Raw genomic sequence first — 21,196 nt, forward strand, 5'->3', positions numbered from 1 at the left:
CCTCCCGGCTCGTCGCCACCCGCCGGAAGACGTCGGAGCGTCGGGGTCCGCCCGGCCCGGTGAGCCAGGCAGGATGGTGGCCATGACGCTTGTGCTGCCCATCGACCCGGAGGCCAACCGGCTGCTGGAGCGCAGCCCCCTGGCCCTGCTCCTCGGCATGGTTCTCGATCAGCAGGTGCCGATGGAGAAGGCGTTCTCCTCGCCGTACGTGTTGGCGCAGCGGCTCGGGCATGACCTGGACGCGGCGGAGTTGGCCGGGTACGACCTGGAAGCCCTGGTCGCGCTCTTCGCCCAGCCGCCCGCGCTGCACCGGTTTCCGAAGGCGATGGCGGCCCGGGTGCAGGAGGTCTGCCAGGTCCTGATGGAGCGCTACGACGGCGACGCGGCGCTGCTCTGGTCTGACGTCGCCGACGGGCCGGAGCTGCTGCGCCGGGTTTCCGAGCTGCCCGGCTTCGGCAAGCAGAAGGCGCAGATCTTCGTGGCCCTGCTCGGCAAGCGGTTCGGGGTGACCCCGCAGGACTGGCGGGAGGCGGCCGGCGGGTACGGCGACCCTGGCGCGTACCGGTCCGTGGCCGACGTCACCGACGTCGATTCGCTGCGCCGGGTGCGGGAGTACAAGCAGCAGATGAAGGCGGCAGCCAAGGCGAAGGCCGCCGACGGCTGAGCCGGTCGCTCAGGCGGCGGTGGGGTGCGCCAGCGAGGCCAGCGCGCGCCGCACGTCGGCGAGTGAGACGGTCGCGGAGTCGTCCAGGTCGGCCAGGCCGGCGTCGATCCACTGGCGCATCAGCGTGGTGACCCCGATGCCCCGGGCGTCGGCGGCGGCCCGCACCCGCTCGTAGGTGTCCAGCGGCAGCCGGACTGACCGGCTCACCATCGGCACGTCGGTGTCGGGGGTGGGGAGATCCACCGCCGGGCTCTCATCGATCAGCTCGGCGATCCGGTCGTCGCCGCTGTGGAACTGCTTGGTCGCGTCGTTACGGTGCATCGTCACGGCCTCCTCATCGGCGCGATCTCCGCACGGCCTCGTCGTAGCGCTTGGACTCGACGTCGCTCAGCTCACGGGCGGAGAGGATGTCCCAGTCGTTGTCGGTGCCATCGGCCTCGGCGAGCAGCACCGCCAGTCGGCGGCCCCGGCGGGCGGCGGCGTAAACCACCATCACGTCGTCGCCCAGATGGCGGATGACCCGTCGGGCGCTGTGCAGCGCCTCCCAGACTTCCCCGGGCGTGACGTCGTAGACCATCAGGTTGGCCAACGCCTCGTCGGTGAAGCTGAACCTGCTGCCCACGTCGCGGAGCGTACCACGAACGTAACACGTAGCGGGATGATTCGAATTTCCCTGATCACGGTCGTGCGGTGACAGGATGAGGCGTAATCCCCTCGAGGAGGTCCATGGTGAAGCGTCAGGCGTACCAGCCGATTCTGATCACCGACGCCTCGCGCAGCCAGGACGATCAGCTCAACAGTCGTCAGCGCCGTTATGTCCTGATGATGGGCATCCGGGTGGTGTGCATCATCGCCGGCGCGGTCCTGGTCGGTGCGAACGCCCCACTGCTCTGGCTCTGGCTGCCGCTGTGCGGCCTCGGCATGGTGCTCATCCCCTGGCTGGCCGTGCTGCTGGCCAACGACCGGCCGCCGAAGGAGCAGCACCGGCTGGCCAACCGCTTCCACCCCCGCCATCAGGACGACACCCCGCCGATGAGCCTTACCGCGGAGGAACGCCCGCACAAAATCATCGACGCCGAACCCTGACCCGCGAGCGGGCCATGGGTCGACCGGCAACGGCTGTGGCCGTGCGCCGACGGTTACGGCTGTGGCCGTGCGCCGACGGTGGAGACGGCCAGCGCCCCCAGGTCGGTGGCGCGGCTCAGTGCCGCGGTCGGGGTGGCACCGGCGAGCCAGGCGGTGAGCAGGCCGGCCGCGAAGGCGTCGCCCGCCCCCGTGACGTCCACCACCGCCACCCGCCGGGCCGGCGCCACGCTGACAGCCGCGGTGCGGTCGACCCAGACCGCGCCGGCCGCGCCGCGCTTGACCACGACCCGCCGGGCCGTCGCCGACAGCGCCCGCCCCTGCGCCGCCGGGTCCAGTCCGCCGGCCAGCACCGTGGCCTCGTCCGCGTTGACCAGCAGCAGGTCGACGTCGCGTACCCAACTCAGGAACGCCGCCGCGCCCACCCGCCGCAGCGGCGCCGCGGAGGCCGCGTCGACGCTGGTGGTGAGCCCGCGCTCGCGGGCGGCGGCCAACGCCCGCAGCCCCGCGCCGCGCGACCCGGCGTCCAGGAGGGTGTACGCGGACAGGTGCAGATGCCCCGCGTCGGGCACCGCCGCGAGGGCCTGCTCGACGTGCGCGACGCTCAGCCGTAGGTTCGCGCCCCGCTGGCTGACCATGGTGCGCTCGCCGTCGGTGGCCAGCACGATCACCGTTCCGGTCGGGACGCCCTCGACCCGCTCGACCGCGCAGTCGACGCCCGCCCGGTCGAGTTCGGCCAGGCGGTCCCGCCCCGCGTCGTCGTCACCGATCGCGCCGACGAGCGTGACGTCCACCCCCTGCGCGGCGATCCAGGCGGCGGTGTTGGCCGCCTGGCCGCCCCCACCGATGCTGATCTCCGCTGACGTGTCCGATCCGGCCGCGACCGGCCCGGACAGCACCGCGACCACATCGGTGATCACATCGCCGACCACGACCACCCGCGGCCGGTGCGTCATGCCGAAACGGCGGTGGTGCGGGCGGCTGCGGCGACCGCGATCCGCGCGGCCAGGTCGGCGTTGCGCAGGATGATCCGGACGTTCACCGCCAGGCTGGCGCCCTCGGTGGCCGAGTGGAAGTGCGACAGCAGGTAGGGGGTGACCGCCTTGCCGGTCACGCCGTCCGCACCCAGCCGGGCCAGGCCGTCGGCGAGGGTCCGGTCGTGCAGCTCCGGGTCGAGCTGCTCGTCGACTGGCAGCGGGTTCGCGACGAGCAGACCGCCGGCGTGCACGGACTGCTGGTCGCGGGCGGCGAGGACGGCGGCGACCTGCTCCGGCGAGTCCACCGACCAGTCCAGGTCGAAGCCGCCGTCGGTGAGGTAGAAGCCCGGGAACCGGCGGGTCTGGTAACCGACCACGGCGACCCCGAGGGTCTCCAGCCGCTCCAGCGTCGCGCCCACGTCGAGGATCGACTTGACCCCGGCGCAGACCACCGCGATCGGGGTCCGGGCCAGGGTGATCAGGTCCGCCGACTCGTCGAAGGTCTGCGCGGCCTCCCGGTGGACCCCGCCCAGACCGCCGGTGGCGAACACTCCGATTCCGGCCGCGGCGGCCACCGCGCTGGTCGCGGCGACCGTGGTGGCGCCGTCCGCGCCGGTCGCCGCCGCCACCGCCAGGTCGCGGACGGAGAGCTTGGTCACCCCGTCGACGGTGGCCAGCCGGGTCAGCTGCGCATCGTCCAGACCGACCACCAGTTCGCCGCCGATCATGCCGATCGTCGCCGGCACCGCTCCGGCGTCCCGAACCGCCTGCTCGATCTCCCGGGCCACCTGGAGGTTCTGCGGCCGGGGGAGGCCGTGCGAGACGATGGTGCTCTCCAGGGCGACGACGGGCCGCCCGTCGTGCAGGGCGTTGGCCACGTCGGTGCCGTAGTTGATGCGAAAGTCAGTCACATTTGACAACGGTACGTGGTCGGCCCCCAGCCGGCCTCAAGTGGACCCAGCCGTGATGACCTGCCAAACTTGTCGGTCGGAGGTGCAGACGTGAGCACAGAGGTTCTCGAGCGTCCGGAGCTGAAGGACGCCGATACCGGTCCCGAGATGTTCCACTACGTCCGCAAGGAGAAGATCGCCGAAAGTGCCGTCATGGGCACCTACGTCGTCGCGCTCTGCGGTGAGACGTTCCCGGTCACCAAGGCCGCCAAGCCGGGTTCGCCGGTCTGCCCCAAGTGCAAGGAGATCTACGACTCGTACCGCGAGTGAACCTCGGCCGGTGTCCGGCCGGCGACGTAGCCTGCGGCGGTGACCACCTCCACCGCCCTGCTCCTCGCCGACCTGACCGGGGTTGCGGTGTTCGCCGCATCCGGGGCCTCGGCGGCGGTGGCCAAGCGGCTGGACCTGTTCGGAGTCGCGTTCGTCGGCTTCGTGGCCGCCCTCGGCGGTGGGATACTCCGGGACCTGGTCATCGATGAGGTGCCGCCGCTGGCCTTCGCCGACTGGCGGTACGCGGCCACCGCCGCGATCACCGCACTCGCCGTCTTCTGGCTGCATCCGCAACTGGTCCGACTGCGCACCACCGTCCTGGTGCTGGACGCGGCGGGCCTGGCGCTGTTCACCGTGACCGGCACGCTCAAGGCGCTCGACGCCCGGGTGCCGGCGGTCGGCGCCTGCCTGATCGGCATGCTCACCGCGATCGGCGGCGGTCTCGGCCGCGATCTGCTCACCGCCGAGATCCCCGTTGTGCTGCGCCGGGAGATCTACGCGCTGGCCGCGTTGGCCGGCGCGGTCATGGTGGTGCTGTTGTACGTCACCAGGCAGACCGGGCCCGTGCCGCTCACCGCCGCCGCCGTCCTGGTCTTCGGGCTGCGCCTGATCGCGCTGCGTCGGCGCTGGTCCGCCCCGGTGGCCACGCTGCGCCCGCCGCGTACCGGCGGGGCGGATCCCCGCACCGACCGGGAGTGGTGAAGCGGTCGACAGATGTGACCAGCGTGGCGTCGTCTGGGCCGTGTGCCCGGCGCTGGTTATGCTGAGTCGGCCTTCGCGGCAGCTTCTGCGCGGAGGCGTTTTCATGGGCGGCGGCACTCGTGGCCCTCGCCCGGGGTCCGCCGTCGTGCGGTCGGAGAGGAGCTTCGCGTGGCAGCCCGGACGCCGGTGCTTGAGACGTTCCCGGCACTACGCGCCTGGCAGCGCAAGGCGCTGGTGGAGTACCTGCGCCGGCGTGCCGACGACTTCACCGCGGTCGCCACGCCGGGTGCCGGCAAGACCACCTTCGCCCTGCGGATCGCGGCCGAGCTGCTCGGTGACGGCACCATCGAGGCGGTCACCGTGGTCGCCCCGACCGAGCACCTGAAGAACCAGTGGTCCGACGCCGCGGCCCGGGTGGGCATCCAACTCGACGCCGCCTTCCGCAACGCCGATCTGCACTCCGCAGCCGACTTCCACGGCGCGGTGGTCACCTATGCCCAGGTGGGGATGGCCCCGCAGGTGCACCGGCGGCGCACCATGACCCGACGCACCCTGGTCATCCTCGACGAGATCCACCACGCTGGCGACTCCCGGTCCTGGGGCGACGGGGTCAAGGCCGCCTTCGAGCCTGCCGTACGCCGGCTGATGCTCACCGGGACGCCGTTCCGCTCCGACGACAACCCGATCCCGTTCGTGAGCTACGAGCGGAGCGGAGACGGGCTGCTGCGCTCTCGCGCCGACTCGGTGTACGGCTACGCCGACGCGCTGCGCGACGGGGTGGTCCGGCCGGTGCTCTTCCTGGCGTACTCCGGGGAGACCCGCTGGCGGACCAATGCCGGGGAGGAACTGGCCGCCCGCCTCGGTGAGCCGATGACGCAGGACCTGGTGGCGCAGGCGTGGCGCACCGCCCTGGACCCGGCCGGGGACTGGATGCCACAGGTGCTGCGGGCCGCCGACGCCCGACTCACCGTGCTGCGCAACGCCGGTATGGCCGACGCCGGTGGTCTGATCATCGCCACCGACCAGCAGACCGCCCGCTCGTACGCCAAGCTGATCGAGCAGGTGACCGGCGAGAAGGCCACCGTGGTGCTCTCCGACGACCTGGGCGCGTCCGCCCGGATCGCGACGTTCGCGGCGTCCGACCAGCGGTGGCTGGTCGCGGTGCGGATGGTGTCCGAGGGGGTCGACATCCCGCGACTCGCGGTCGGGGTCTACGCCACCAGCGCCAGCACGCCGCTCTACTTCGCCCAGGCGATCGGCCGGTTCGTGCGGGCCCGCCGGCCCGGGGAGACCGCGTCGGTCTTCCTGCCCAGCGTGCCGCACCTGCTCGGGCTGGCCAGCGAGATGGAGACCGAGCGGGACCACGTGCTCGGTAAACCCAAGGAATCCGACGGGCTCGACGACGACCTGCTGGAACGGGCACAGCGCGACGACAAGGCCAGCGGGGAGTTGGAGAAGCGGTTCGCCGCGCTCTCGGCCACCGCCGAGTTGGACCAGGTGATCTTCGACGGTGCGTCGTTCGGCACTGCGGCTCAGGCCGGCACCCCCGAGGAAGAGGAATACCTCGGCCTGCCCGGCCTGCTCACCGCCGACCAGGTTTCCCTGCTGCTGACCAAGCGGCAGGCCGCCCAGCTCGCCGCCCAGCGTCGTCGTACCGCCGACGGGGCCGCTCAGCCGGCCGCTGCGCCCACTGCGGCGCCGCCGGCACCTATGAGTGCCGCCCAGCGTCGAGTGGCGCTCCGGCGCCAGCTGAACGCTCTGGTGGCCGCCCGACACCACCGCACCGGCCAACCACACGGCAAGATCCATGCCGAGTTGCGCCGACTCTGCGGCGGCCCTCCGAGCGCCCAGGCCACGATCGAGCAGCTGGAGGAACGCATCGCCACCGTGCAAACCCTCTGACCCGCCCCCTCGTTGGGCAAGATTCGCGGATCTTGGGTGTTGCGGGGAGACAGCGAAAAGCCGACCGGAGACATCCCTCGGGATGTCTCCGGTCGGCTATGTCGGTTTGCGGATCTAGTTCGCCATCAGATCGGCGCCACGCCAGCTGAAGTCGGGCTCCGTTGCGAACCGCTCGGTGATCTTCACGAGATCCTCCGCGTACTTGTTCGCGTGGTGCCCGCAGAACACCAGCTCACTCCCACCCGTCAGAGTGATCCGGAGCTTCCCGGCAGCATTGCAGCGGTCGCACCGTTCATCGGCGGCTGGGGACGCCACCGTCTCGGGCGGCGGCGTGAGGGTCGAGTTCATCGCCTTCCTCCTCTGGTCGTCACCGATGAACAATCTCTTCGGTCGTTGCTCACCTATCGTGCAACACCCTTGCTAGGCACTGCCTTCCCTGTGTGCCCGCGGGGGACCGAGGTCACACCTGGCAGGGACAGTGTGCCGTGCACCCAGGGTGCCACGTCAACGATCACATTCGTGCATCCGAACGATCTCCATCTGGTGTTGCACACCAGGTGGTCAAAACGACACGTTCGGTTGACGAAACCCGCTCAGTCCAGGTAATCCCGGAGGACCTGCGACCGGGACGGGTGACGCAGCTTGGACATCGTCTTGGACTCGATCTGTCGGATCCGCTCCCGGGTCACCCCGTAGACCTGGCCGATCTCGTCCAGCGTCCGCGGCTGGCCGTCGGTCAGGCCGAAGCGTAGGCGCACCACACCCGCCTCACGCTCGGAGAGCGTCTGCAGCACCTGCTGGAGCTGGTCCTGCAGGAGCGAGAACGATACCGCGTCGACCGCGACCACGGCCTCGGAGTCCTCGATGAAATCACCGAGCTGGCTGTCGCCCTCGTCGCCGATGGTCTGGTCCAGAGAAATGGGCTCCCGGGCGTACTGCTGGATCTCCAGCACCTTCTCCGGTGTGATGTCCATCTCCTTGGCCAGCTCTTCCGGAGTGGGCTCGCGGCCCAGATCCTGGAGCAGCTCGCGCTGTATGCGGCCGAGCTTGTTGATGACCTCGACCATGTGCACCGGAATCCGGATGGTGCGGGCCTGGTCGGCCATCGCGCGGGTGATCGCCTGCCGGATCCACCAGGTGGCGTACGTGGAGAACTTGTAGCCCTTGGTGTAGTCGAACTTCTCCACCGCGCGGATCAGGCCGAGGTTGCCCTCCTGGATCAGGTCGAGGAAGGCCATTCCGCGCCCCGTGTACCGCTTGGCCAGCGACACCACCAGTCGGAGGTTCGCCTCCAGGAGGTGGTTCTTGGCCCGCTCGCCGTCACGGGAGATCCAGCCCAGGTCACGGACCATCTCCCGGACGAGCTTCTCCTCGCCCTCGTCGGCCGCGCGCAGCCGCTCGGCGGCGTAGAGCCCGGCCTCGATCCGCTTGGCCAGCTCCACCTCCTGCTCGGCGTTGAGCAGCGGAACCTTGCCGATCTGCTTCAGGTACGCACGAACCGAGTCGGCGGAGGCGGTCAGCTCGGCGTCCCGCCGGGCCTGCTTGAGGGCCTCGGACTCCTCGTCGTCCCACTCGAAGTCGTTGTCGGTCGCCGAGGCGGCGGCGTCGGTCTCAGCAGCCTGGGCCAGCTCGGCCGGCTCCTCGACCACCACGTCCGCGATGACGGCGGCCAGCTCCTCCGGGTCGATCTCGCCCTCGGCGCCCTCGCCCTTGGCCTTGGTGCCGGCCTTGGCGCCAGCGGCGGCGACCGTCGCCTTGGTGGCCCGGGTCGACTTCGTGGCCTTCGCCGGCGTAGCGGCGCCCTCAGCAGGGCTGCCGGTGGCCTTGCGTGCGGCCACCTTGCGCGGTGCCGGTGCCGACGGCGCATCGTCGGAGGCGGGGGCCTGCTTCGGGGCCGGCGCGGCGGCCTTCTTGGTGGTCTTGGCGGTGGTGGCCCGGGACGCCGGCGTGGTCGAGCGGGCTGCGGCGACGCGGCGGCGGGTGCTCGCCGAGCCGTCCACCACCACGGTCACTCCCGCCTCGGAGAGCGCCCGCAGAATCTTCTTGGCCTGGGCCGGCGTCACCTCGGCGGACTCGACGGTGCGCGCGAGCTGGGCCGACGTGAGCTGGCCACCGGCGCTCTGGGCGTGGGCGATCAGGGTGTCGGTGAGCGAGCGAACGTCGGCGCCGGTCTGGCGGGGTTCTGTCACGAATGACCTTCCGGAGGCGAAGAGCGGGCACGGCGGGGTCGTCCGGCACATGCGTGGGTCAACCGGGCCGGGCGATGTGGTTGAGGAACCCTCGTGTCCCGGACCGGCGATGTTCGGCGGTCCGTGGCGCGTGGGCAGGGGTGAATTGTAACGCCGTCTGCCGCGATCTTCCTGCGCCGCACTGCGTAACGGCGGTGGGACCGCCGATTCGGCGCTGATGTGGACTTTGTAAGGATGGTACTCGCGCCTGAGCCGGAACACCCGGTCGTGCGGGGAAGGGGACGTTGGAATGGACCGTTCGGCATCGTCACCTCGGGAACTTCTGGCGACAGCGCTCGATGTCGCGCGGGATGCGGCGGCCACCGCGTACCGGATGCGGGTCGAAGGTGTTTCGGTGGCCGCGACCAAGAGTACGGTCACCGACGTGGTCACCGCCGCCGACCGGGCGGTCGAGCGGCAGGTGCTCGACGCGCTGAAGCAGTTGCGGCCGGACGACGCGGTGTTCGGCGAGGAATATGGCACGGGGGGCACCGGGCCGGCCACGCCGGGCGGGGTGCGCTGGATCGTCGACCCGATCGACGGCACCGTCAACTACCTCTACGGGCTGCCGTACAGCGCGGTGTCGCTGGCCGCCGAGGTGGACGGGGTGGTGGTCGCCGGTGTGGTGCGCAACGTGAGCACCGGCGAGGAGTGGACGGCCACGGTCGGGGGCGGTGCCTGGCGCGACGGGGTCCGGCTGCGCTGCTCCGGCGAGACCGACCTGGGGCAGGCGCTGGTCGGCACCGGCTTCGGCTACGACGCCGGGCGCCGCACGCACCAGGCCCAGGTGGTGGCCGGGCTGATCGCACACGTACGGGACATCCGCCGGCTCGGTGCCGCCGCGCTGGACCTCTGCCTGGTCGCGGAGGGCCGGCTCGACGCGTACTTCGAGAAGGGCCTCGAGGCCTGGGACCTGGCGGCCGGCGGACTGGTGGCCGCCGAGGCGGGTGTACGAGTCGCCGGCCTGGCCGGTCGGCCGCCGGGGCTGGACCTGGTGGTCGCGGCCCCGCCCGCGCTGTTTGCGCCGCTGCACGACCGACTGGCCGAGCTGGACGCCGCCGGCGGCCCCTGACCGACCGCCCCCCGTTGGGGCAGGTCGGTTACGCCGTCACCTGGCGACCGGGGACGGGCAGGAGCCCTTCGGTGCCTGCGGAGCGCCGATGTCACCGAGGGACTGGTTGACCTCGGTGGTGGTGGCGAGCTGCTGGAAGCGGTTGCCCAGCACCACGTCCACGACGTCGTCGGTGCGCTGCGGGTCGTAGCCCGGCTCGGCGTTGTTGAGGAAGTACGCCTGCAGCAGGTGCGCGGACCCGACACCCTTGGGGCCGTACCGCAGGATTGCCACGTCGTCGATCCCCTTGGGGGCGTTGCCGACCTTTTTGACCTGGAACTTGCGGTTGCGGAAGTCGTCCGCGACGCTGCCGGCCCGGCCGGGCTCGTCGGTCGCGTTCAAAACATTGATCTTGACGTCCTTGGGCTCGTGCAGAGTCACGTCGGCCAGCGGCCAGCCCTCCGGGCAGCTTTTGGCCGTGCCTGCCTTCCCCTGGCTGTCCCGGACGATCGCGGTGACCACGAACGCCAGGGCCAGCACCCCCAGTAGGCCGACGACGACGAGTGCTCGCACTCGCGCAAAACTCATCTGGGCACTCCCTGGGACCTCAGGTGGGTGGCGGCGGCCGGCACCGATCGGACTGGCCGTCGGCCGTCGAATACGCCGCTGAGGTTAACGGTTGTCCGGCCGTCGCGTGGAAACAGCCCGACATGCCGGCGCGCCGACCGTGAACCAGGTACTACTACCCCTATCTTCGTGTCGCCTGAATCACATCGGGAACAACTTCGCGTGCGGGGGCGTACATCCAGCCACAAGGGCGGTATACATGCCTCGCCCAATGGGGGGTAAGGTTCCGCGCTCGCAGGGGTGTTGCCTCAGCGAGCTCGACCCGTTCGGTCCTCGGGTCGGGTGCCCGACACAAGTGGTGGCCGGCCAACGGAACCGAAACAGCGTCGTCCGGCGTTACAACCGGAAGCGACAACATCGATATGGGAGAGTGAAACCGATGGCCACCGACTACGACGCCCCGCGTCGCGATGAGGTCGACCTCGGCGAGGACAGCCTGGAAGAGCTCAAGGCCCGGCGCGTCGACTCACAGTCGGGCGCGGTGGACGTCGACGAGGCCGAGGTGGCCGAGAGCTTTGAGCTGCCCGGTGCCGATCTGGCCGACGAGGAGCTCACGGTCAAGGTGCTTCCGATGCAGCAGGACGAGTTCCGGTGCGCCCGCTGCTTCCTGGTCCATCACCGTAGCCAGCTGGCGGTCGAGCGTAACGGCGAGTTGATCTGCCGCGAGTGCGTCTGACAACCGCGACACCGGCGGCGGCCTCCTGAACAGGGTCGCCGCTGCCGGTGTAGGCGTGCGGCGGCGGTGGGTACCTGCTTGACTCGTAGCGGGTAGCCACAGCACCGGGAGGTCCGATGAGCGATCGAGGCGGCACCACCGACGGCGGCGCGGACGACCTCGGCGCCACCGTCGCTGCGTTGACCGCGGACGACATCGAGCCAGCCCGGCGCCGTCAACTGCTGACCCGGCTGGTCGGGCAGGCCCGTGCCCGGGGTGTCGCCGACCTGTTCAAGCCCCGTGCCGCCATCCGCTGGATGGTCGACGCCGTCGCCGACGTCGCCCCGCACATACCGGTGCGGGACCTGGACGCTCTGCGCCGGCACTTCCCCGGTCTGGACGACGCCGCACTGGCCGACAGGCTCATCCGCAACGCGTCCCGGACCACCGCCGCGATCGGCGCGGCCGGTGGGGGAGTCGCCGCCGTCGAGTGGACGGTCGCACCGACTCTGCTCTCCGCCCCGGTGCTGCTCGCCGCCGAGACCGTGGCCGTGGTGGCCGTGGAGCTGAAACTGGTCGGTGAGCTGCACCAGATCCACGGGGTGGCGCTGCCGGCCGGCAGCAGCCAACGGGCGGTCGCGCTGGTGCACTCCTGGTCCACCCAGCGCGGGGTCAACCCGATGGTGCCCGGCGTGGGAGTGGGCGCGGTGCTCGGCACCGCCGTCCGCAAGGAACTGCGGGACATGCTGCTGCGGCGTTTCGGTCGTAACCTCACCACGCTCGGGCCGTTCCTGACCGGCGCGGCGGTGGCGAGCTTCCTCAACCGTCGGGCCACCCAGCAGATGGCCGACCAGCTTCAGGTGGACCTGCGTCGGCAGGGCATCGCCCGGCCCGCGCCACCGGCGGCCCTGCCGGGCCCGCCGACCGGCACCTGACGGGCGCGTACGACGTGGTTGGTCAGGCCGGCTCGTCGGCCGGGCGGTCGACGAGCCGGCGGGCGGCGTCTCGCGCGGTCAGCACCGCCTCGGCCAGCTCGACCGGGTGCCGCGTGCTCACCACCCAGAACGGGGTCGGATCGGCCGGATCGTCGAGCACCACCTGCACCGCGCCGCTGATCCACGGGCGCTGCACCACGAAGGCGAGCGGGTCCGCGCCAACCCCGAGCACCTCACGACGACCCGCGACGTCCAGCGGCACCACGTCGGCCACGAAGCGCACCGGCAGGCGGGCGTCGTCCACCCGCAGTTCGGCGTCGACGACACCGACCCGGATCCGGCCCAGCCACCACAACCCGGCCGCGGTGAGCGGCAGCAGCACGGCGAACGGCAGCCAGGCGCGGACGCCGGAGGCGCCCATCCAGATCTCGACGGCCAGCAGCGCGGCGGCCACCAGCCCGACCAGCCACAGCCACCAGGGCAGATCCAGCCGTTCGGCATACGCCGTGCGGACGGCGACCGGCGGCTGATCGGCGGACGGGGAGGGCGACATGCTCACTCCTGCGAGGGTACGGCGCACGGCGGCTCGACGAACCGGCAGGATGGCAGGGTCACCCCGAGAACCGGACCGAAGAGGGGACCTGTGACCGACGTCGTACCCGTGCCCGTGCAGCTGCTCGACTCCGAGCTGCCGCTGCCCACGTACTCCCATCCCGGCGATGCCGGGGCCGACCTGGTGGCGGCCGCGGACGTGGAGCTGCCGCCCGGCGGCCGCGCCCTGGTGCCCACGGGTGTGGCCATCGCGCTTCCGGCGGGGTATGTGGGCCTGGTCCATCCCCGTTCCGGTCTGGCGGCCAGGCTCGGCGTGACGGTGCTCAACGCGCCCGGTACGGTCGACGCCGGCTACCGGGGTGAGATCCTGGTCAACCTGATCAACCATGATCGGGATGTGCCGGCGAAGATCTCCCGCGGCGACCGGATCGCGCAGCTCGTGGTCCAGCAGGTCGCACGGGCGCGGTTCGAGCCGGTGGCTGAGCTGCCCGCGTCCCGGCGCGGGACCGGCGGGCACGGGTCCACCGGTGGGCACGCCGGGCTGGTGTCGTCGCCGGCGGGCCAGGACCGGGTCGAGCAGCGGCCGGACGACGCGGGCCGCGGGCAGACGGAAGAGGTGGCAGGGTGAGTGTGAACAGCGGAGGGCAGGCGCAGTGATCTTCTCCCGAAAGCGGGCCGATGCCGAGGGGCACACCCGTGACGAGCGGGCCACCGATCTCCCGGACCAGGGCGATGCGGCGCCGACGTTGGTGCGCGGCCCGTACGACATCTCCGAGAGTTACGACGACGTGCAGCGGCTCGACCTGGGCGGCCTGCACATCCCGGCGATCGCCGACGTCGAGGTGCGGGTGCAGGCCGACCCGCAGGGTGTGATCCAGCAGGTGGTGCTGGTGCATGGGGACAACGCGCTCCAGCTGGGCGTCTTCGCCGCCCCCCGGTCCGAGGGGATCTGGGACGAGGTGCGCGAGGAGATCCGCCAGTCGCTGCTGCGTGACGGCGCGAGCGCGCAGGAGATCGACGGCGAGTACGGCCCGGAGCTGCACGCCCAGGTGCGTACCCCGGACGGCCCGACCAATCTGCGGTTTGTCGGTATCGACGGGCCGCGCTGGATGGTCCGGGGCGTGTTCCAGGGCCCGGTGGCCACCGATCCGGCCGTGGCCGGGCCGCTCGTCGAGTGCCTGGACGGCCTGGTGGTCGACCGCGGCCAGGAGGCGAAGCCGGTCCGCGAGCCGCTGCCGCTGCGGCTGCCCCGGGAGATCGCCGACCAGGCCGACGACGAGGTGGGCGACGCCGCCGCCGAGCCGCGCCAGGTCTGACCCGCGCGCACCGGCCCGCCGGAACCAGCCCCGTCGGCGTACGCTGGCGGGACGGTTCCGGCGTCGCCGGGGCCGGCCGGGGTCGGCGAGCGTGGAGAGGGTGACGCGGAGGTCATGACGACCGACGAGAGCCGGGTGCGGCGCATCCTGCAACGGTTCACCGCCAGCGAGGCCGAGATCGACGCGCAGGAGCTGCGTCGGGAGAGCGCCGAGTGCGGCGGGATCCCGGCCCAGCAGTGCTCCCGGGGCCAGCTGGTCTCGGTCGCTGGTCGGCTGCGCACGGTGGTCTACACGCCGCGCACCAACCTGCCCACCCTCGAGGCCGACCTGTATGACGGCACCGACGTGGTCACCCTGGTCTGGTTGGGTCGACGGCACATCGCCGGGATCGAGCCGGGCCGGCACCTGACCGCGCGTGGCCGGGTGGCGGTGCGCGACGACAGCAAGGTCATTTACAACCCTTACTACGAGCTGGACTCGCCGAAGTGACGGCGCTGCGGACGGAAGGCCGGCGATGACGACGGGACAGCACCGGGCGGCACAGCCGGGGACGGGCCCTCAGGACGAGGAGCGACTGCCGACGATCGCCGAGCAGATGGCCGACCAGCTCGGCGGCTGGCGAGGGCTGGTCGAGTCCAGCATTCCGGTCGTGGTGTTCGTCATCGCCAACATCATCGGTGAGCTGCGGCCGGCGGTGATCGCCTCGGTGTCCATCGCTGTGCTGATCGCCGGGCTGCGGCTGGCTCAGCGCCGACCGATCCGGCACGCCATCAACGGGCTGTTCGGCGTCGGCGTCGGCGCGGCCATCGCCTGGCGCACCGGCGACGAGCGCGATTTCTACCTTCCCGGCATCCTCTACGGCATCGGCTACGGGATCGCCCTGCTGATCTCGGCGGTCATCCGGCAGCCGCTGGTGGGCTGGATCTGGTCGGTGCTGGTCGCCAAGGGCCGCTCGGAGTGGCGGGACGACCCGAAACTGGTGCGCGTCTTCACCCAGCTGACCGTGCTCTGGGGCGTGGTCTGGCTGGCCAAGGTGGGCGTGCAGGCCGGGCTCTACCTGGCCCACCAGGACACCGCGCTGGGCGTGGCCCGGCTGGCGCTGGGCTACCCGCCGTACGCGCTGCTGCTGCTGATCACGGTCTGGACGGTGCGCCGGATCACCCGGGAGCCGCAGCCGACCCCGCTGCCGGGCGCCTGAGCGGCGCCGGGCAGCCGGCAAGGGGTCAGCGTGAGCCGCGGGTCCGCTCGACGCTGTCCGCTCCGAGGATCACTGCGCGAACCTCGTCCTCCACCTCGGCGGTGCAGACGAAGATCAGTTCGTCGCCGGCCTCGATCGGGTCGTCCGGGCTGGGCACCAGCACCCGCTTGCCGCGCAGGATCGCCACCAGCGCGGAGTCGCGGGGCAGCGGCACGGCGTGAATCGGCTGACCGACGTAGGGTGCGGTCGGTGGCAGGGTGATCTCGACCAGGTTCGCCTCACCCTGCCGGAAGGTCATCAGCCGGACCAGGTCGCCGACGGTGACCGCCTCCTCGACCAGCGCGGCCATCACCCGCGGCTTGCTCACCGCGACGTCCACGCCCCACTGCTCGTTGAACAGCCACTCGTTCTCGGCCCGGTTGACCCGGGCGACCACGCGGGGCACCGCGAACTCGGTCTTGGCCAACAGCGACAGCACCAGGTTGGTCTTGTCGTCGCCGGTCGCCGCGACCACCACGTCGCACCCTGCGACGTTGGCCTCTTCCAGGCTGCTCAGCTCGCACGCGTCGGCCAGCACCCACTCGGCGGCCGGCACCCGGTCCGGACGCAGCATCTTGGGTTGGCGCTCGATCAGCATCACCTGGTGGCCGTTGTCGATCAGCTCCTGAGCGATCGAGCGGCCCACGTTGCCCGCACCCGCAATGGCGACCCGCATGGCTCAGCGCCCCCCTTCCGGCGGCGTCGCCGCCACCGACGTGACCGTCTCCACGATGTCGTCGCTGACGAGCATGAAGACCTGGTCACCCTCCTGCAGGACGCTGGAGGCGGTGGGCAGGGTGCCGATGCCGAAGCGGATCAGATAGGCCACCCGGGCCCCGGACGCCTCCTCCAGCGCGCGTACCGCCCGGCCGATCCAGTCCTTGTGCACCGGGACCTCGACGATCGACACGGTGCTCGTGGGGTCGCGGAAGACCTCCACGTTGCCCTCCGGCACCAGGTGCCGCAGCATCCGGTCGGCCGTCCACCGCACGGTCGCCACGGTGGGAATGCCCAGCCGCTCGTAGACCTGTGCCCGGCGCGGGTCGTAGATCCGTGCCGCGACCCGGGACACGCCGAACGTCTCCCGGGCCAGCCGCGCCGAGATGATGTTGGAGTTGTCGCCGCTGGAGACCGCCGCGAAGGCGTCCGCTCGCTCGATGCCAGCCTGGCGCAGCACGTCGCCGTCGAAGCCGGCGCCGGTCACGATGATTCCGGCGAAGTCGGGACCGAGCCGGCGGAAGGCGTCGGCGTCCTGGTCGATCACCGCCACCGAGTGCCCCCGGGACTCCAGGCTGTGGGCGAGGGTCGACCCGACCCGGCCACAGCCCATGATCACGACGTGCACGCTGTCCCTCCCAAGGTGCGTACCGCTCCCGTTGCCGATGGCCTCCGAGTGCGAGCCTGCCACGTCCCGGCGGACAGCGGGGACCGACCGTACCCCGCCGCTGCGAGCAGCGGTGATCGCCCACCCCCGCGCTCCCCGCGTGGTGGTCGTACTCTTGGCGCTCGTGGCCAGTCCCACGTCGCTCCTGAAGCGGCTTCTCCTCGGTCGACCGTTCCGGTCCGACCGGCTGCAGCACACCCTCCTGCCGAAGCGCATCGCGCTGCCCGTGTTCGCCTCCGACGCGCTGTCCAGCGTCGCGTACGCGCCCGACGAGATCCTGCTGACCCTCTCCATCGCCGGCGCCTCGGCGTTGCTGTTCTCCCCGTGGATCGCGCTGGCCGTGGTCGTGGTCATGCTCACCGTGGTCGCGAGCTACCGGCAGAACGTGCACGCCTACCCCTCCGGTGGTGGCGACTACGAGGTGGCCACGGTCAACCTGGGCCCGAAGTTCGGCGTCGGGGTGGCCAGTGCCCTGCTCGTCGACTACGTGCTCACGGTGGCGGTGTCGGTCTCCTCCGGGGTGGCCAACCTCGGCTCGGTGGTGCCGTTCGTGGCCACCCACAAGGTCATGATCGCGGTGATCGCGGTGGTGCTGCTGAGCGCGGTGAACCTGCGCGGCCTGCGCGAGTCGGGCACCGCCTTCGCCATCCCCACCTACGGCTTCGTGATCGTGATGGGCGCGATGCTGCTCACCGGGCTGGTCCGGGTCTTCATCCTCGGCGACGACCTGCGCGCGCCCAGCGCCGATCTGGTGATCCGGGCCGAGCACAGCGTGACCGGTTTCGCGCTGATCTTCCTGCTGCTGCGGGCGTTCAGCTCGGGCGCCGCCGCGCTCACCGGAGTCGAGGCGATCTCCAACGGGGTGCCGGCCTTCAAGGCGCCGAAGAGTCGCAATGCCGCCACCACGCTGCTGCTGCTCGGCACCATCTCGGTGAGCATGCTGGTCGGGATCATCTGGCTGGCCCGGCTGACCCACCTGAAGTTCGTCGAGGACCCGGCCCTCCAGATCGTCTCCGGTCCCGAGGGGTACGTGCAGAAGACCGTCACCACCCAGCTCGGCGAGACGGTCTTCGGCTCCGGGTCGATTCTGCTCTACGTGGTGGCCGGCGTGACCGCCCTGATCCTGTTCCTGGCCGCGAACACCGCATTCAACGGTTTCCCGGTGCTCGGCTCGATCCTCGCCCAGGACCGCTACCTGCCCCGGCAGTTTCACACCCGGGGCGACCGGCTGGCGTTCTCCAACGGCATCGTCTTCCTGGCCCTCTTCGCGATCGTGCTGATCGTCGGCTTCCAGGCCGAGGTGACCCGGCTCATCCAGCTCTACATCGTCGGGGTCTTCGTCTCGTTCACCGTCTCCCAGGCCGGCATGATCCGGCACTGGAACCGGCACCTGAGGACCGAGCGGGACCCGGAGGCACGCCGCCGGATGTACCGCTCCCGGGCGATCAACACGTTCGGCATGGGCCTGACCGGCGCGGTGCTGGTGATCGTCCTGATCACCAAGTTCCTGCTCGGCGCCTGGATCGCCATCGTCGCGATGGCGCTGATCTACCTGCTGATGCTGGCCATCCGCCGGCACTACGACCGGATCGCCGTCGAGCTGACCCCGCCGGACGAGGGCCGGGCCGTGCTGCCCGCCCGCAACCACGCGATCGTGCTGGTCAGCAAACTGCACCAGCCGACGCTACGGGCCATCGCCTACGCCCGGGCCACCCGGCCGGACACGCTGACCGCCGTGACCGTCAACGTGGACGAGAAGGACACCCGGGACCTGCAGGTCGACTGGGAGCGGCGGGAGATGGCCATCCCGCTCACCGTCATCGACTCGCCGTACCGGGAGATCACCCGGCCGATCCTGGACTTCGTCGCCTCCACCCGCCGCAAGTCACCCCGGGACGTGGTCACCGTCTTCATCCCGGAGTACGTGGTCGGCCGCTGGTGGGAAAACCTGCTACACAACCAGAGCGCCCTGCGCCTCAAGGGCCGGCTGCTCTTCGAACCGGGAGTGATGGTGGTCAGCGTGCCGTGGCAGCTCGCCTCGACAGCGAACAAGAACCTGGACCGGCTGGACGCCACGCTGTCCCGGACGCCGGCCCGGGGGCCGCGGCGTACGGTGCCGCCGCTGGTCGCCGCCCCGCCGGTGGTCGCACCGCCCGACGAGGGTGGCCCGGCGGACAGTGGCACGGTCGGGAACGACCGTGGCTGAGCCGGGCGGGCAGCGGACCGCGACCGCTCCGGCGTCGTCGGCACCCGAACGTGGCCTCGCCGAGGCGGACCGCGTCGAGCTGACCGTCGACGCGGTCGCCCCCGGCGGGCACTGCGTGGCACGGGTGGACGGACAGGTGGTCTTCGTCCGGCACGCGCTGCCCGGTGAACGGGTCATCGCCGAGGTCACCGAGGTGCACCGGGGGTTCGTCCGGGCCGACGCGGTGACGGTGCTGGAACCCTCACCGGACCGGGTCGAGCCGCCCTGCCCGTACGCGAAGCCAGGTGCCTGCGGTGGCTGCGACCTGCAGCACGTCGCCCCGGACGCGCAACTGGCCTGGAAGACCGCCGTGGTACGCGAACAGTTGGTCCGCCTCGGCGGGCTGACCGACGTCGAGCTGGACCGGCTGGGCGTCCGGGTCGAGGCGCTGCCCGGCGGGTTGCTGGGCTGGCGCTCCCGCGTCCGCTACGCGGTGGACGCCGCGGACCGGGCCGGCCTGCTCAAGCACCGTTCGCATGAGGTGGTGCCCATCGACCGCTGCCGGATCGCCCACCCGGCCATTCAGCAGCTGCCGGTGCTCCCCTCCACCGGTGCGAGCTGGCCGGCCGCCGAGGCGGTGGAGACCATCGCCAGCACCGGCGGGGACGTGACCGTCACGGAGGTCCGCGACGGGGTACCCAGCCCGGTCAGCGGCCCGACCGAGGTCCGCGAGGTGGCCGCCGGACGGGACTGGACGCTGCCCGCGTCCGCGTTCTGGCAGGTGCACCCGGCCGCGGCGGACACCCTGTCCACGGCGGTGCTGGAGCTGCTCGATCCACAGCCGGGTGAGATTGCCTGGGACCTCTACGGCGGCGCCGGGCTGTTCGCCGCCGGGCTGGCCGCCCGGGTCGGTGCGACCGGCCGGGTGACCCTGGTGGAGGCCGCGGCGCAGGGCGTCGCCGCCGCCCGGCAGAACCTTGCCGACCTGCCCTCCGTCGAGGTGGTGTCGGCCCGGGTGGAGACCGCGCTGGCCCGCCGACGGATCACCGGCCCGGTCGACGTGGTGGTGCTCGACCCGCCGCGCTCCGGCGCGGGCGCCCAGGTGGTCCGCGCGCTGGCCGCCGCCGGCCCTCGGGCGGTCGCGTACGTGGCCTGCGACCCGGCCGCCTTCGCCCGGGACGTGCGCACCTTCACCGAACTCGGTTGGCGGTTGGCAGCGCTGCGGGGCTTCGACCTGTTCCCGATGACGCAGCACGTCGAGCAGGTCGGGCTGCTGCTTCCGCCGGCCTGACTACCCTGGCCCGATGAAGATCGTCGGGTTGATGTCGGGGACGTCGTACGACGGGGTGGATGTCGTCGCGGCGGAGTTCGACGTCGAGGGGGACACCCTGTGGCTGCGGCCGCTGGGTCACCGTGGCCTGGACTACGACGAGCGGTTGCGTACCGAGATCACCGCGCTGCTGCCCCCGGCGGCCACCAGCATCGAGGCCGTCTGCCGGCTCGACAACCGTCTTGGCGAGGTCTTCGCCGAGGCGGCGGCGGTCGGCCTGGAGCTGGCCGGTGGGCGGGCCGACGCGGTGGTCTCGCCCGGTCAGACGGTCTTCCACTGGGTGGCCGACGGGGTGGCCCTGGGCACCCTGCAACTGGGCGCGGTGGCCCGGGTGGCCGCCCGGATCGGCGTACCGGTGCTCAGTGACCTGCGCTCGGCGGACATCGCCGTCGGTGGGCAGGGTGCGCCGCTGGTGCCGGTCTTCGACGCGTTGCTGCTCGACGGCGCCGCCGGGCCACGCGCGGCGCTGAACCTCGGCGGCATCGCCAACCTCACCGTGGTCGCGCCGGGAGCTCCGGTGCTCGGGTACGACGTGGGCCCGGCCAACGCCCTGCTGGACGCGGCTGCCCAGCGTTTCCTGGGCCGGCCGTGTGACCTGGACGGCGAGCGGGCGGCGGCCGGCCGGGTGCATCCCGGGCTGCTCGCCGGGCTGCTGGCCGAGCCGTACTACGCGGCGGCGCCCCCCAAGTCCACCGGCAAGGAGCTGTTCCACGCCGGCTACCTGGACCGGCATCTCGCCGCGCTCGGCGAGCCCGTGCCGGTGGATGACCTGCTGGCCACGCTCACCGAGCTGACCGCGCGGGTGGTGGCCGCCGAGTGCGACCAGCACGCCGTGGTCGAGGTGATCGCCGCCGGTGGTGGGGTGCGCAACCCCACCCTGCTGGGTCGGCTCGCCGCCCTGGGCGCCGGCCGGTGGCGGCTGCGCGGCGCCGACGAGTTGGGCGTCCCCGCGCAGGCCAAGGAGGCGTACGCCTTCGCGCTGCTCGGCTGGCTGTCCTGGCACGGGCTGCCCGGGTCGATCCCGTCGGTGACCGGCGCCACCCGGGGCGCTGTGCTCGGCTCGTGGACACCGGCCGGTCCGGCGTACCCGGGTATCCCGACCAACCCGCCGCGCCGGCTGCGCATCCGGGCCTGACCAGCTGCGCAGT

At 71.8% G+C, this 21,196-nt stretch carries 25 protein-coding genes; 15 read left to right on the top strand and 10 right to left on the bottom strand.

Annotated features, from left to right (window positions below; all coding sequences use genetic code 11):
• Positions 1 to 73 precede the first annotated feature (73 nt).
• Positions 74 to 664, top strand: a complete 591-nt coding sequence (locus tag OG811_RS18375; protein ID WP_406067375.1) for an HhH-GPD-type base excision DNA repair protein — start codon at positions 74 to 76, stop codon at positions 662 to 664.
• Positions 665 to 673: 9 nt separating this feature from the next.
• On the opposite strand, the gene OG811_RS18380 is transcribed toward OG811_RS18375, so the two are convergent.
• Both OG811_RS18380 and OG811_RS18385 read right to left on the bottom strand, forming a co-directional pair.
• Positions 674 to 985, bottom strand: coding sequence for a hypothetical protein (locus tag OG811_RS18380; RefSeq protein WP_406075788.1), 312 nt, complete (start codon positions 983 to 985; stop codon positions 674 to 676).
• Positions 986 to 998: 13 nt separating this feature from the next.
• Entirely contained in the window at positions 999 to 1,286 is a 288-nt protein-coding gene (locus OG811_RS18385) for a hypothetical protein (RefSeq protein ID WP_406067377.1), read from the bottom strand.
• A 104-nt stretch (positions 1,287 to 1,390) separates the two neighbouring features.
• Between OG811_RS18385 and OG811_RS18390 the strand changes: the two genes are divergently transcribed.
• Positions 1,391 to 1,750 carry a DUF3099 domain-containing protein gene (locus OG811_RS18390; protein WP_406067379.1) on the top strand — a complete coding sequence of 120 codons (360 nt, stop codon included), beginning with the start codon at positions 1,391 to 1,393 and terminating at the stop codon, positions 1,748 to 1,750.
• Positions 1,751 to 1,803: 53 nt separating this feature from the next.
• Here the strand turns inward: OG811_RS18390 and OG811_RS18395 are convergent, their stop codons facing one another.
• Positions 1,804 to 2,703, bottom strand: a complete 900-nt coding sequence (locus OG811_RS18395) for a carbohydrate kinase family protein (RefSeq protein ID WP_406067380.1) — start codon at positions 2,701 to 2,703, stop codon at positions 1,804 to 1,806.
• Positions 2,700 to 3,635 (bottom strand): pseudouridine-5'-phosphate glycosidase, encoded by a 936-nt coding sequence (locus OG811_RS18400; RefSeq protein WP_406067381.1) that lies wholly within the window; start codon positions 3,633 to 3,635, stop codon positions 2,700 to 2,702. The genes OG811_RS18395 and OG811_RS18400 overlap by 4 nt, the downstream gene beginning before the upstream one ends.
• Before the next feature lie 90 nt (positions 3,636 to 3,725).
• Here OG811_RS18400 and OG811_RS18405 point away from each other — a divergent pair, with 90 nt between their 5' ends.
• The 3 genes from OG811_RS18405 to OG811_RS18415 all read left to right on the top strand — a co-directional run bounded on the left by OG811_RS18405 (position 3,726) and on the right by OG811_RS18415 (position 6,548).
• On the top strand, positions 3,726 to 3,944 hold the full coding sequence (locus tag OG811_RS18405) for a DUF3039 domain-containing protein (protein ID WP_088946800.1): 219 nt from the start codon (positions 3,726 to 3,728) through the stop codon (positions 3,942 to 3,944).
• Between the two features lie 39 nt (positions 3,945 to 3,983).
• The gene (locus tag OG811_RS18410; RefSeq protein WP_406067383.1) at positions 3,984 to 4,646 is read left to right on the top strand and encodes a trimeric intracellular cation channel family protein; all 663 of its coding nucleotides are present in this window, start codon (positions 3,984 to 3,986) and stop codon (positions 4,644 to 4,646) included.
• Positions 4,647 to 4,814: 168 nt separating this feature from the next.
• Complete coding sequence (locus tag OG811_RS18415; RefSeq protein ID WP_406067385.1) at positions 4,815 to 6,548, top strand: DEAD/DEAH box helicase; 1,734 nt, start codon at positions 4,815 to 4,817, stop codon at positions 6,546 to 6,548.
• 114 nt (positions 6,549 to 6,662) lie between these two features.
• Here OG811_RS18415 and OG811_RS18420 read toward each other — a convergent pair whose 3' ends face one another.
• Both OG811_RS18420 and OG811_RS18425 read right to left on the bottom strand, forming a co-directional pair.
• Positions 6,663 to 6,896 (bottom strand): hypothetical protein, encoded by a 234-nt coding sequence (locus OG811_RS18420; RefSeq protein ID WP_272616373.1) that lies wholly within the window; start codon positions 6,894 to 6,896, stop codon positions 6,663 to 6,665.
• 245 nt (positions 6,897 to 7,141) lie between these two features.
• Complete coding sequence (locus tag OG811_RS18425; protein WP_406067386.1) at positions 7,142 to 8,737, bottom strand: RNA polymerase sigma factor; 1,596 nt, start codon at positions 8,735 to 8,737, stop codon at positions 7,142 to 7,144.
• A 289-nt stretch (positions 8,738 to 9,026) separates the two neighbouring features.
• Between OG811_RS18425 and OG811_RS18430 the strand changes: the two genes are divergently transcribed.
• Positions 9,027 to 9,848: an inositol monophosphatase family protein gene (locus OG811_RS18430; protein ID WP_406067388.1), complete on the top strand. Its 822-nt coding sequence runs from the start codon at positions 9,027 to 9,029 to the stop codon at positions 9,846 to 9,848.
• A 36-nt stretch (positions 9,849 to 9,884) separates the two neighbouring features.
• Here OG811_RS18430 and OG811_RS18435 read toward each other — a convergent pair whose 3' ends face one another.
• Positions 9,885 to 10,400, bottom strand: coding sequence for a LytR C-terminal domain-containing protein (locus OG811_RS18435; protein WP_406075790.1), 516 nt, complete (start codon positions 10,398 to 10,400; stop codon positions 9,885 to 9,887).
• 433 nt (positions 10,401 to 10,833) lie between these two features.
• Between OG811_RS18435 and OG811_RS18440 the strand changes: the two genes are divergently transcribed.
• Together OG811_RS18440 and OG811_RS18445 are read left to right on the top strand one after the other, a co-directional pair.
• Positions 10,834 to 11,130 carry a DUF4193 domain-containing protein gene (locus tag OG811_RS18440; RefSeq protein ID WP_007075406.1) on the top strand — a complete coding sequence of 99 codons (297 nt, stop codon included), beginning with the start codon at positions 10,834 to 10,836 and terminating at the stop codon, positions 11,128 to 11,130.
• 116 nt (positions 11,131 to 11,246) lie between these two features.
• Positions 11,247 to 12,044: a hypothetical protein gene (locus tag OG811_RS18445; RefSeq protein ID WP_406067390.1), complete on the top strand. Its 798-nt coding sequence runs from the start codon at positions 11,247 to 11,249 to the stop codon at positions 12,042 to 12,044.
• A 22-nt stretch (positions 12,045 to 12,066) separates the two neighbouring features.
• On the opposite strand, the gene OG811_RS18450 is transcribed toward OG811_RS18445, so the two are convergent.
• Positions 12,067 to 12,603: a DUF3093 domain-containing protein gene (locus tag OG811_RS18450; RefSeq protein WP_406067391.1), complete on the bottom strand. Its 537-nt coding sequence runs from the start codon at positions 12,601 to 12,603 to the stop codon at positions 12,067 to 12,069.
• Positions 12,604 to 12,687: 84 nt separating this feature from the next.
• Here OG811_RS18450 and dut point away from each other — a divergent pair, with 84 nt between their 5' ends.
• The 4 genes from dut to OG811_RS18470 all read left to right on the top strand — a co-directional run bounded on the left by dut (position 12,688) and on the right by OG811_RS18470 (position 15,110).
• On the top strand, positions 12,688 to 13,224 hold the full coding sequence (gene dut / locus OG811_RS18455) for a dUTP diphosphatase (protein WP_406067393.1): 537 nt from the start codon (positions 12,688 to 12,690) through the stop codon (positions 13,222 to 13,224).
• Between the two features lie 25 nt (positions 13,225 to 13,249).
• Positions 13,250 to 13,912 (top strand): DUF3710 domain-containing protein, encoded by a 663-nt coding sequence (locus tag OG811_RS18460; protein WP_406067395.1) that lies wholly within the window; start codon positions 13,250 to 13,252, stop codon positions 13,910 to 13,912.
• A gap of 114 nt (positions 13,913 to 14,026) precedes the next feature.
• The gene (locus OG811_RS18465) at positions 14,027 to 14,401 is read left to right on the top strand and encodes an OB-fold nucleic acid binding domain-containing protein (protein ID WP_406067397.1); all 375 of its coding nucleotides are present in this window, start codon (positions 14,027 to 14,029) and stop codon (positions 14,399 to 14,401) included.
• A gap of 25 nt (positions 14,402 to 14,426) precedes the next feature.
• Positions 14,427 to 15,110 carry a DUF3159 domain-containing protein gene (locus OG811_RS18470; RefSeq protein WP_406067398.1) on the top strand — a complete coding sequence of 228 codons (684 nt, stop codon included), beginning with the start codon at positions 14,427 to 14,429 and terminating at the stop codon, positions 15,108 to 15,110.
• A gap of 25 nt (positions 15,111 to 15,135) precedes the next feature.
• On the opposite strand, the gene OG811_RS18475 is transcribed toward OG811_RS18470, so the two are convergent.
• Both OG811_RS18475 and OG811_RS18480 read right to left on the bottom strand, forming a co-directional pair.
• Positions 15,136 to 15,825: a potassium channel family protein gene (locus OG811_RS18475; protein WP_406067400.1), complete on the bottom strand. Its 690-nt coding sequence runs from the start codon at positions 15,823 to 15,825 to the stop codon at positions 15,136 to 15,138.
• A gap of 3 nt (positions 15,826 to 15,828) precedes the next feature.
• A complete protein-coding gene (locus OG811_RS18480; RefSeq protein WP_406067401.1) occupies positions 15,829 to 16,494 on the bottom strand; it encodes a potassium channel family protein in 666 nt (221 codons plus the stop codon).
• A gap of 163 nt (positions 16,495 to 16,657) precedes the next feature.
• Here OG811_RS18480 and OG811_RS18485 point away from each other — a divergent pair, with 163 nt between their 5' ends.
• From OG811_RS18485 to OG811_RS18495, 3 genes are read left to right on the top strand one after another with little or no spacing between them, the layout of a single operon-like run.
• Positions 16,658 to 18,739, top strand: a complete 2,082-nt coding sequence (locus OG811_RS18485) for an APC family permease (protein ID WP_406067403.1) — start codon at positions 16,658 to 16,660, stop codon at positions 18,737 to 18,739.
• The gene (locus OG811_RS18490; protein ID WP_406067404.1) at positions 18,732 to 20,009 is read left to right on the top strand and encodes a class I SAM-dependent RNA methyltransferase; all 1,278 of its coding nucleotides are present in this window, start codon (positions 18,732 to 18,734) and stop codon (positions 20,007 to 20,009) included. The genes OG811_RS18485 and OG811_RS18490 overlap by 8 nt, the downstream gene beginning before the upstream one ends.
• A 13-nt stretch (positions 20,010 to 20,022) precedes the next feature.
• Entirely contained in the window at positions 20,023 to 21,183 is a 1,161-nt protein-coding gene (locus OG811_RS18495; protein ID WP_406067405.1) for an anhydro-N-acetylmuramic acid kinase, read from the top strand.
• The last annotated feature ends 13 nt before the right edge of the window (positions 21,184 to 21,196 follow it).

This window comes from Micromonospora sp. NBC_01638, assembly GCF_045209745.1.
Classification (GTDB): Bacteria; Actinomycetota; Actinomycetes; order Mycobacteriales; family Micromonosporaceae; genus Micromonospora.

What these genes read in the sequence shown, in the direction of transcription:
- OG811_RS18375 (WP_406067375.1), top strand. Translation starts at nt 74, where the DNA reads ATGGTGGCCATGACGCTTGTGCTGCCCATCGACCCGGAGGCCAACCGG.
- OG811_RS18380 (WP_406075788.1), bottom strand. Translation starts at nt 985, where the DNA reads ATGCACCGTAACGACGCGACCAAGCAGTTCCACAGCGGCGACGACCGG.
- OG811_RS18390 (WP_406067379.1), top strand. Translation starts at nt 1,391, where the DNA reads ATGGTGAAGCGTCAGGCGTACCAGCCGATTCTGATCACCGACGCCTCG.
- OG811_RS18395 (WP_406067380.1), bottom strand. Translation starts at nt 2,703, where the DNA reads ATGACGCACCGGCCGCGGGTGGTCGTGGTCGGCGATGTGATCACCGAT.
- OG811_RS18420 (WP_272616373.1), bottom strand. Translation starts at nt 6,896, where the DNA reads ATGAACTCGACCCTCACGCCGCCGCCCGAGACGGTGGCGTCCCCAGCC.
- OG811_RS18430 (WP_406067388.1), top strand. Translation starts at nt 9,027, where the DNA reads ATGGACCGTTCGGCATCGTCACCTCGGGAACTTCTGGCGACAGCGCTC.
- OG811_RS18440 (WP_007075406.1), top strand. Translation starts at nt 10,834, where the DNA reads ATGGCCACCGACTACGACGCCCCGCGTCGCGATGAGGTCGACCTCGGC.
- OG811_RS18445 (WP_406067390.1), top strand. Translation starts at nt 11,247, where the DNA reads ATGAGCGATCGAGGCGGCACCACCGACGGCGGCGCGGACGACCTCGGC.
- OG811_RS18465 (WP_406067397.1), top strand. Translation starts at nt 14,027, where the DNA reads ATGACGACCGACGAGAGCCGGGTGCGGCGCATCCTGCAACGGTTCACC.
- OG811_RS18470 (WP_406067398.1), top strand. Translation starts at nt 14,427, where the DNA reads ATGACGACGGGACAGCACCGGGCGGCACAGCCGGGGACGGGCCCTCAG.
- OG811_RS18475 (WP_406067400.1), bottom strand. Translation starts at nt 15,825, where the DNA reads ATGCGGGTCGCCATTGCGGGTGCGGGCAACGTGGGCCGCTCGATCGCT.
- OG811_RS18495 (WP_406067405.1), top strand. Translation starts at nt 20,023, where the DNA reads ATGAAGATCGTCGGGTTGATGTCGGGGACGTCGTACGACGGGGTGGAT.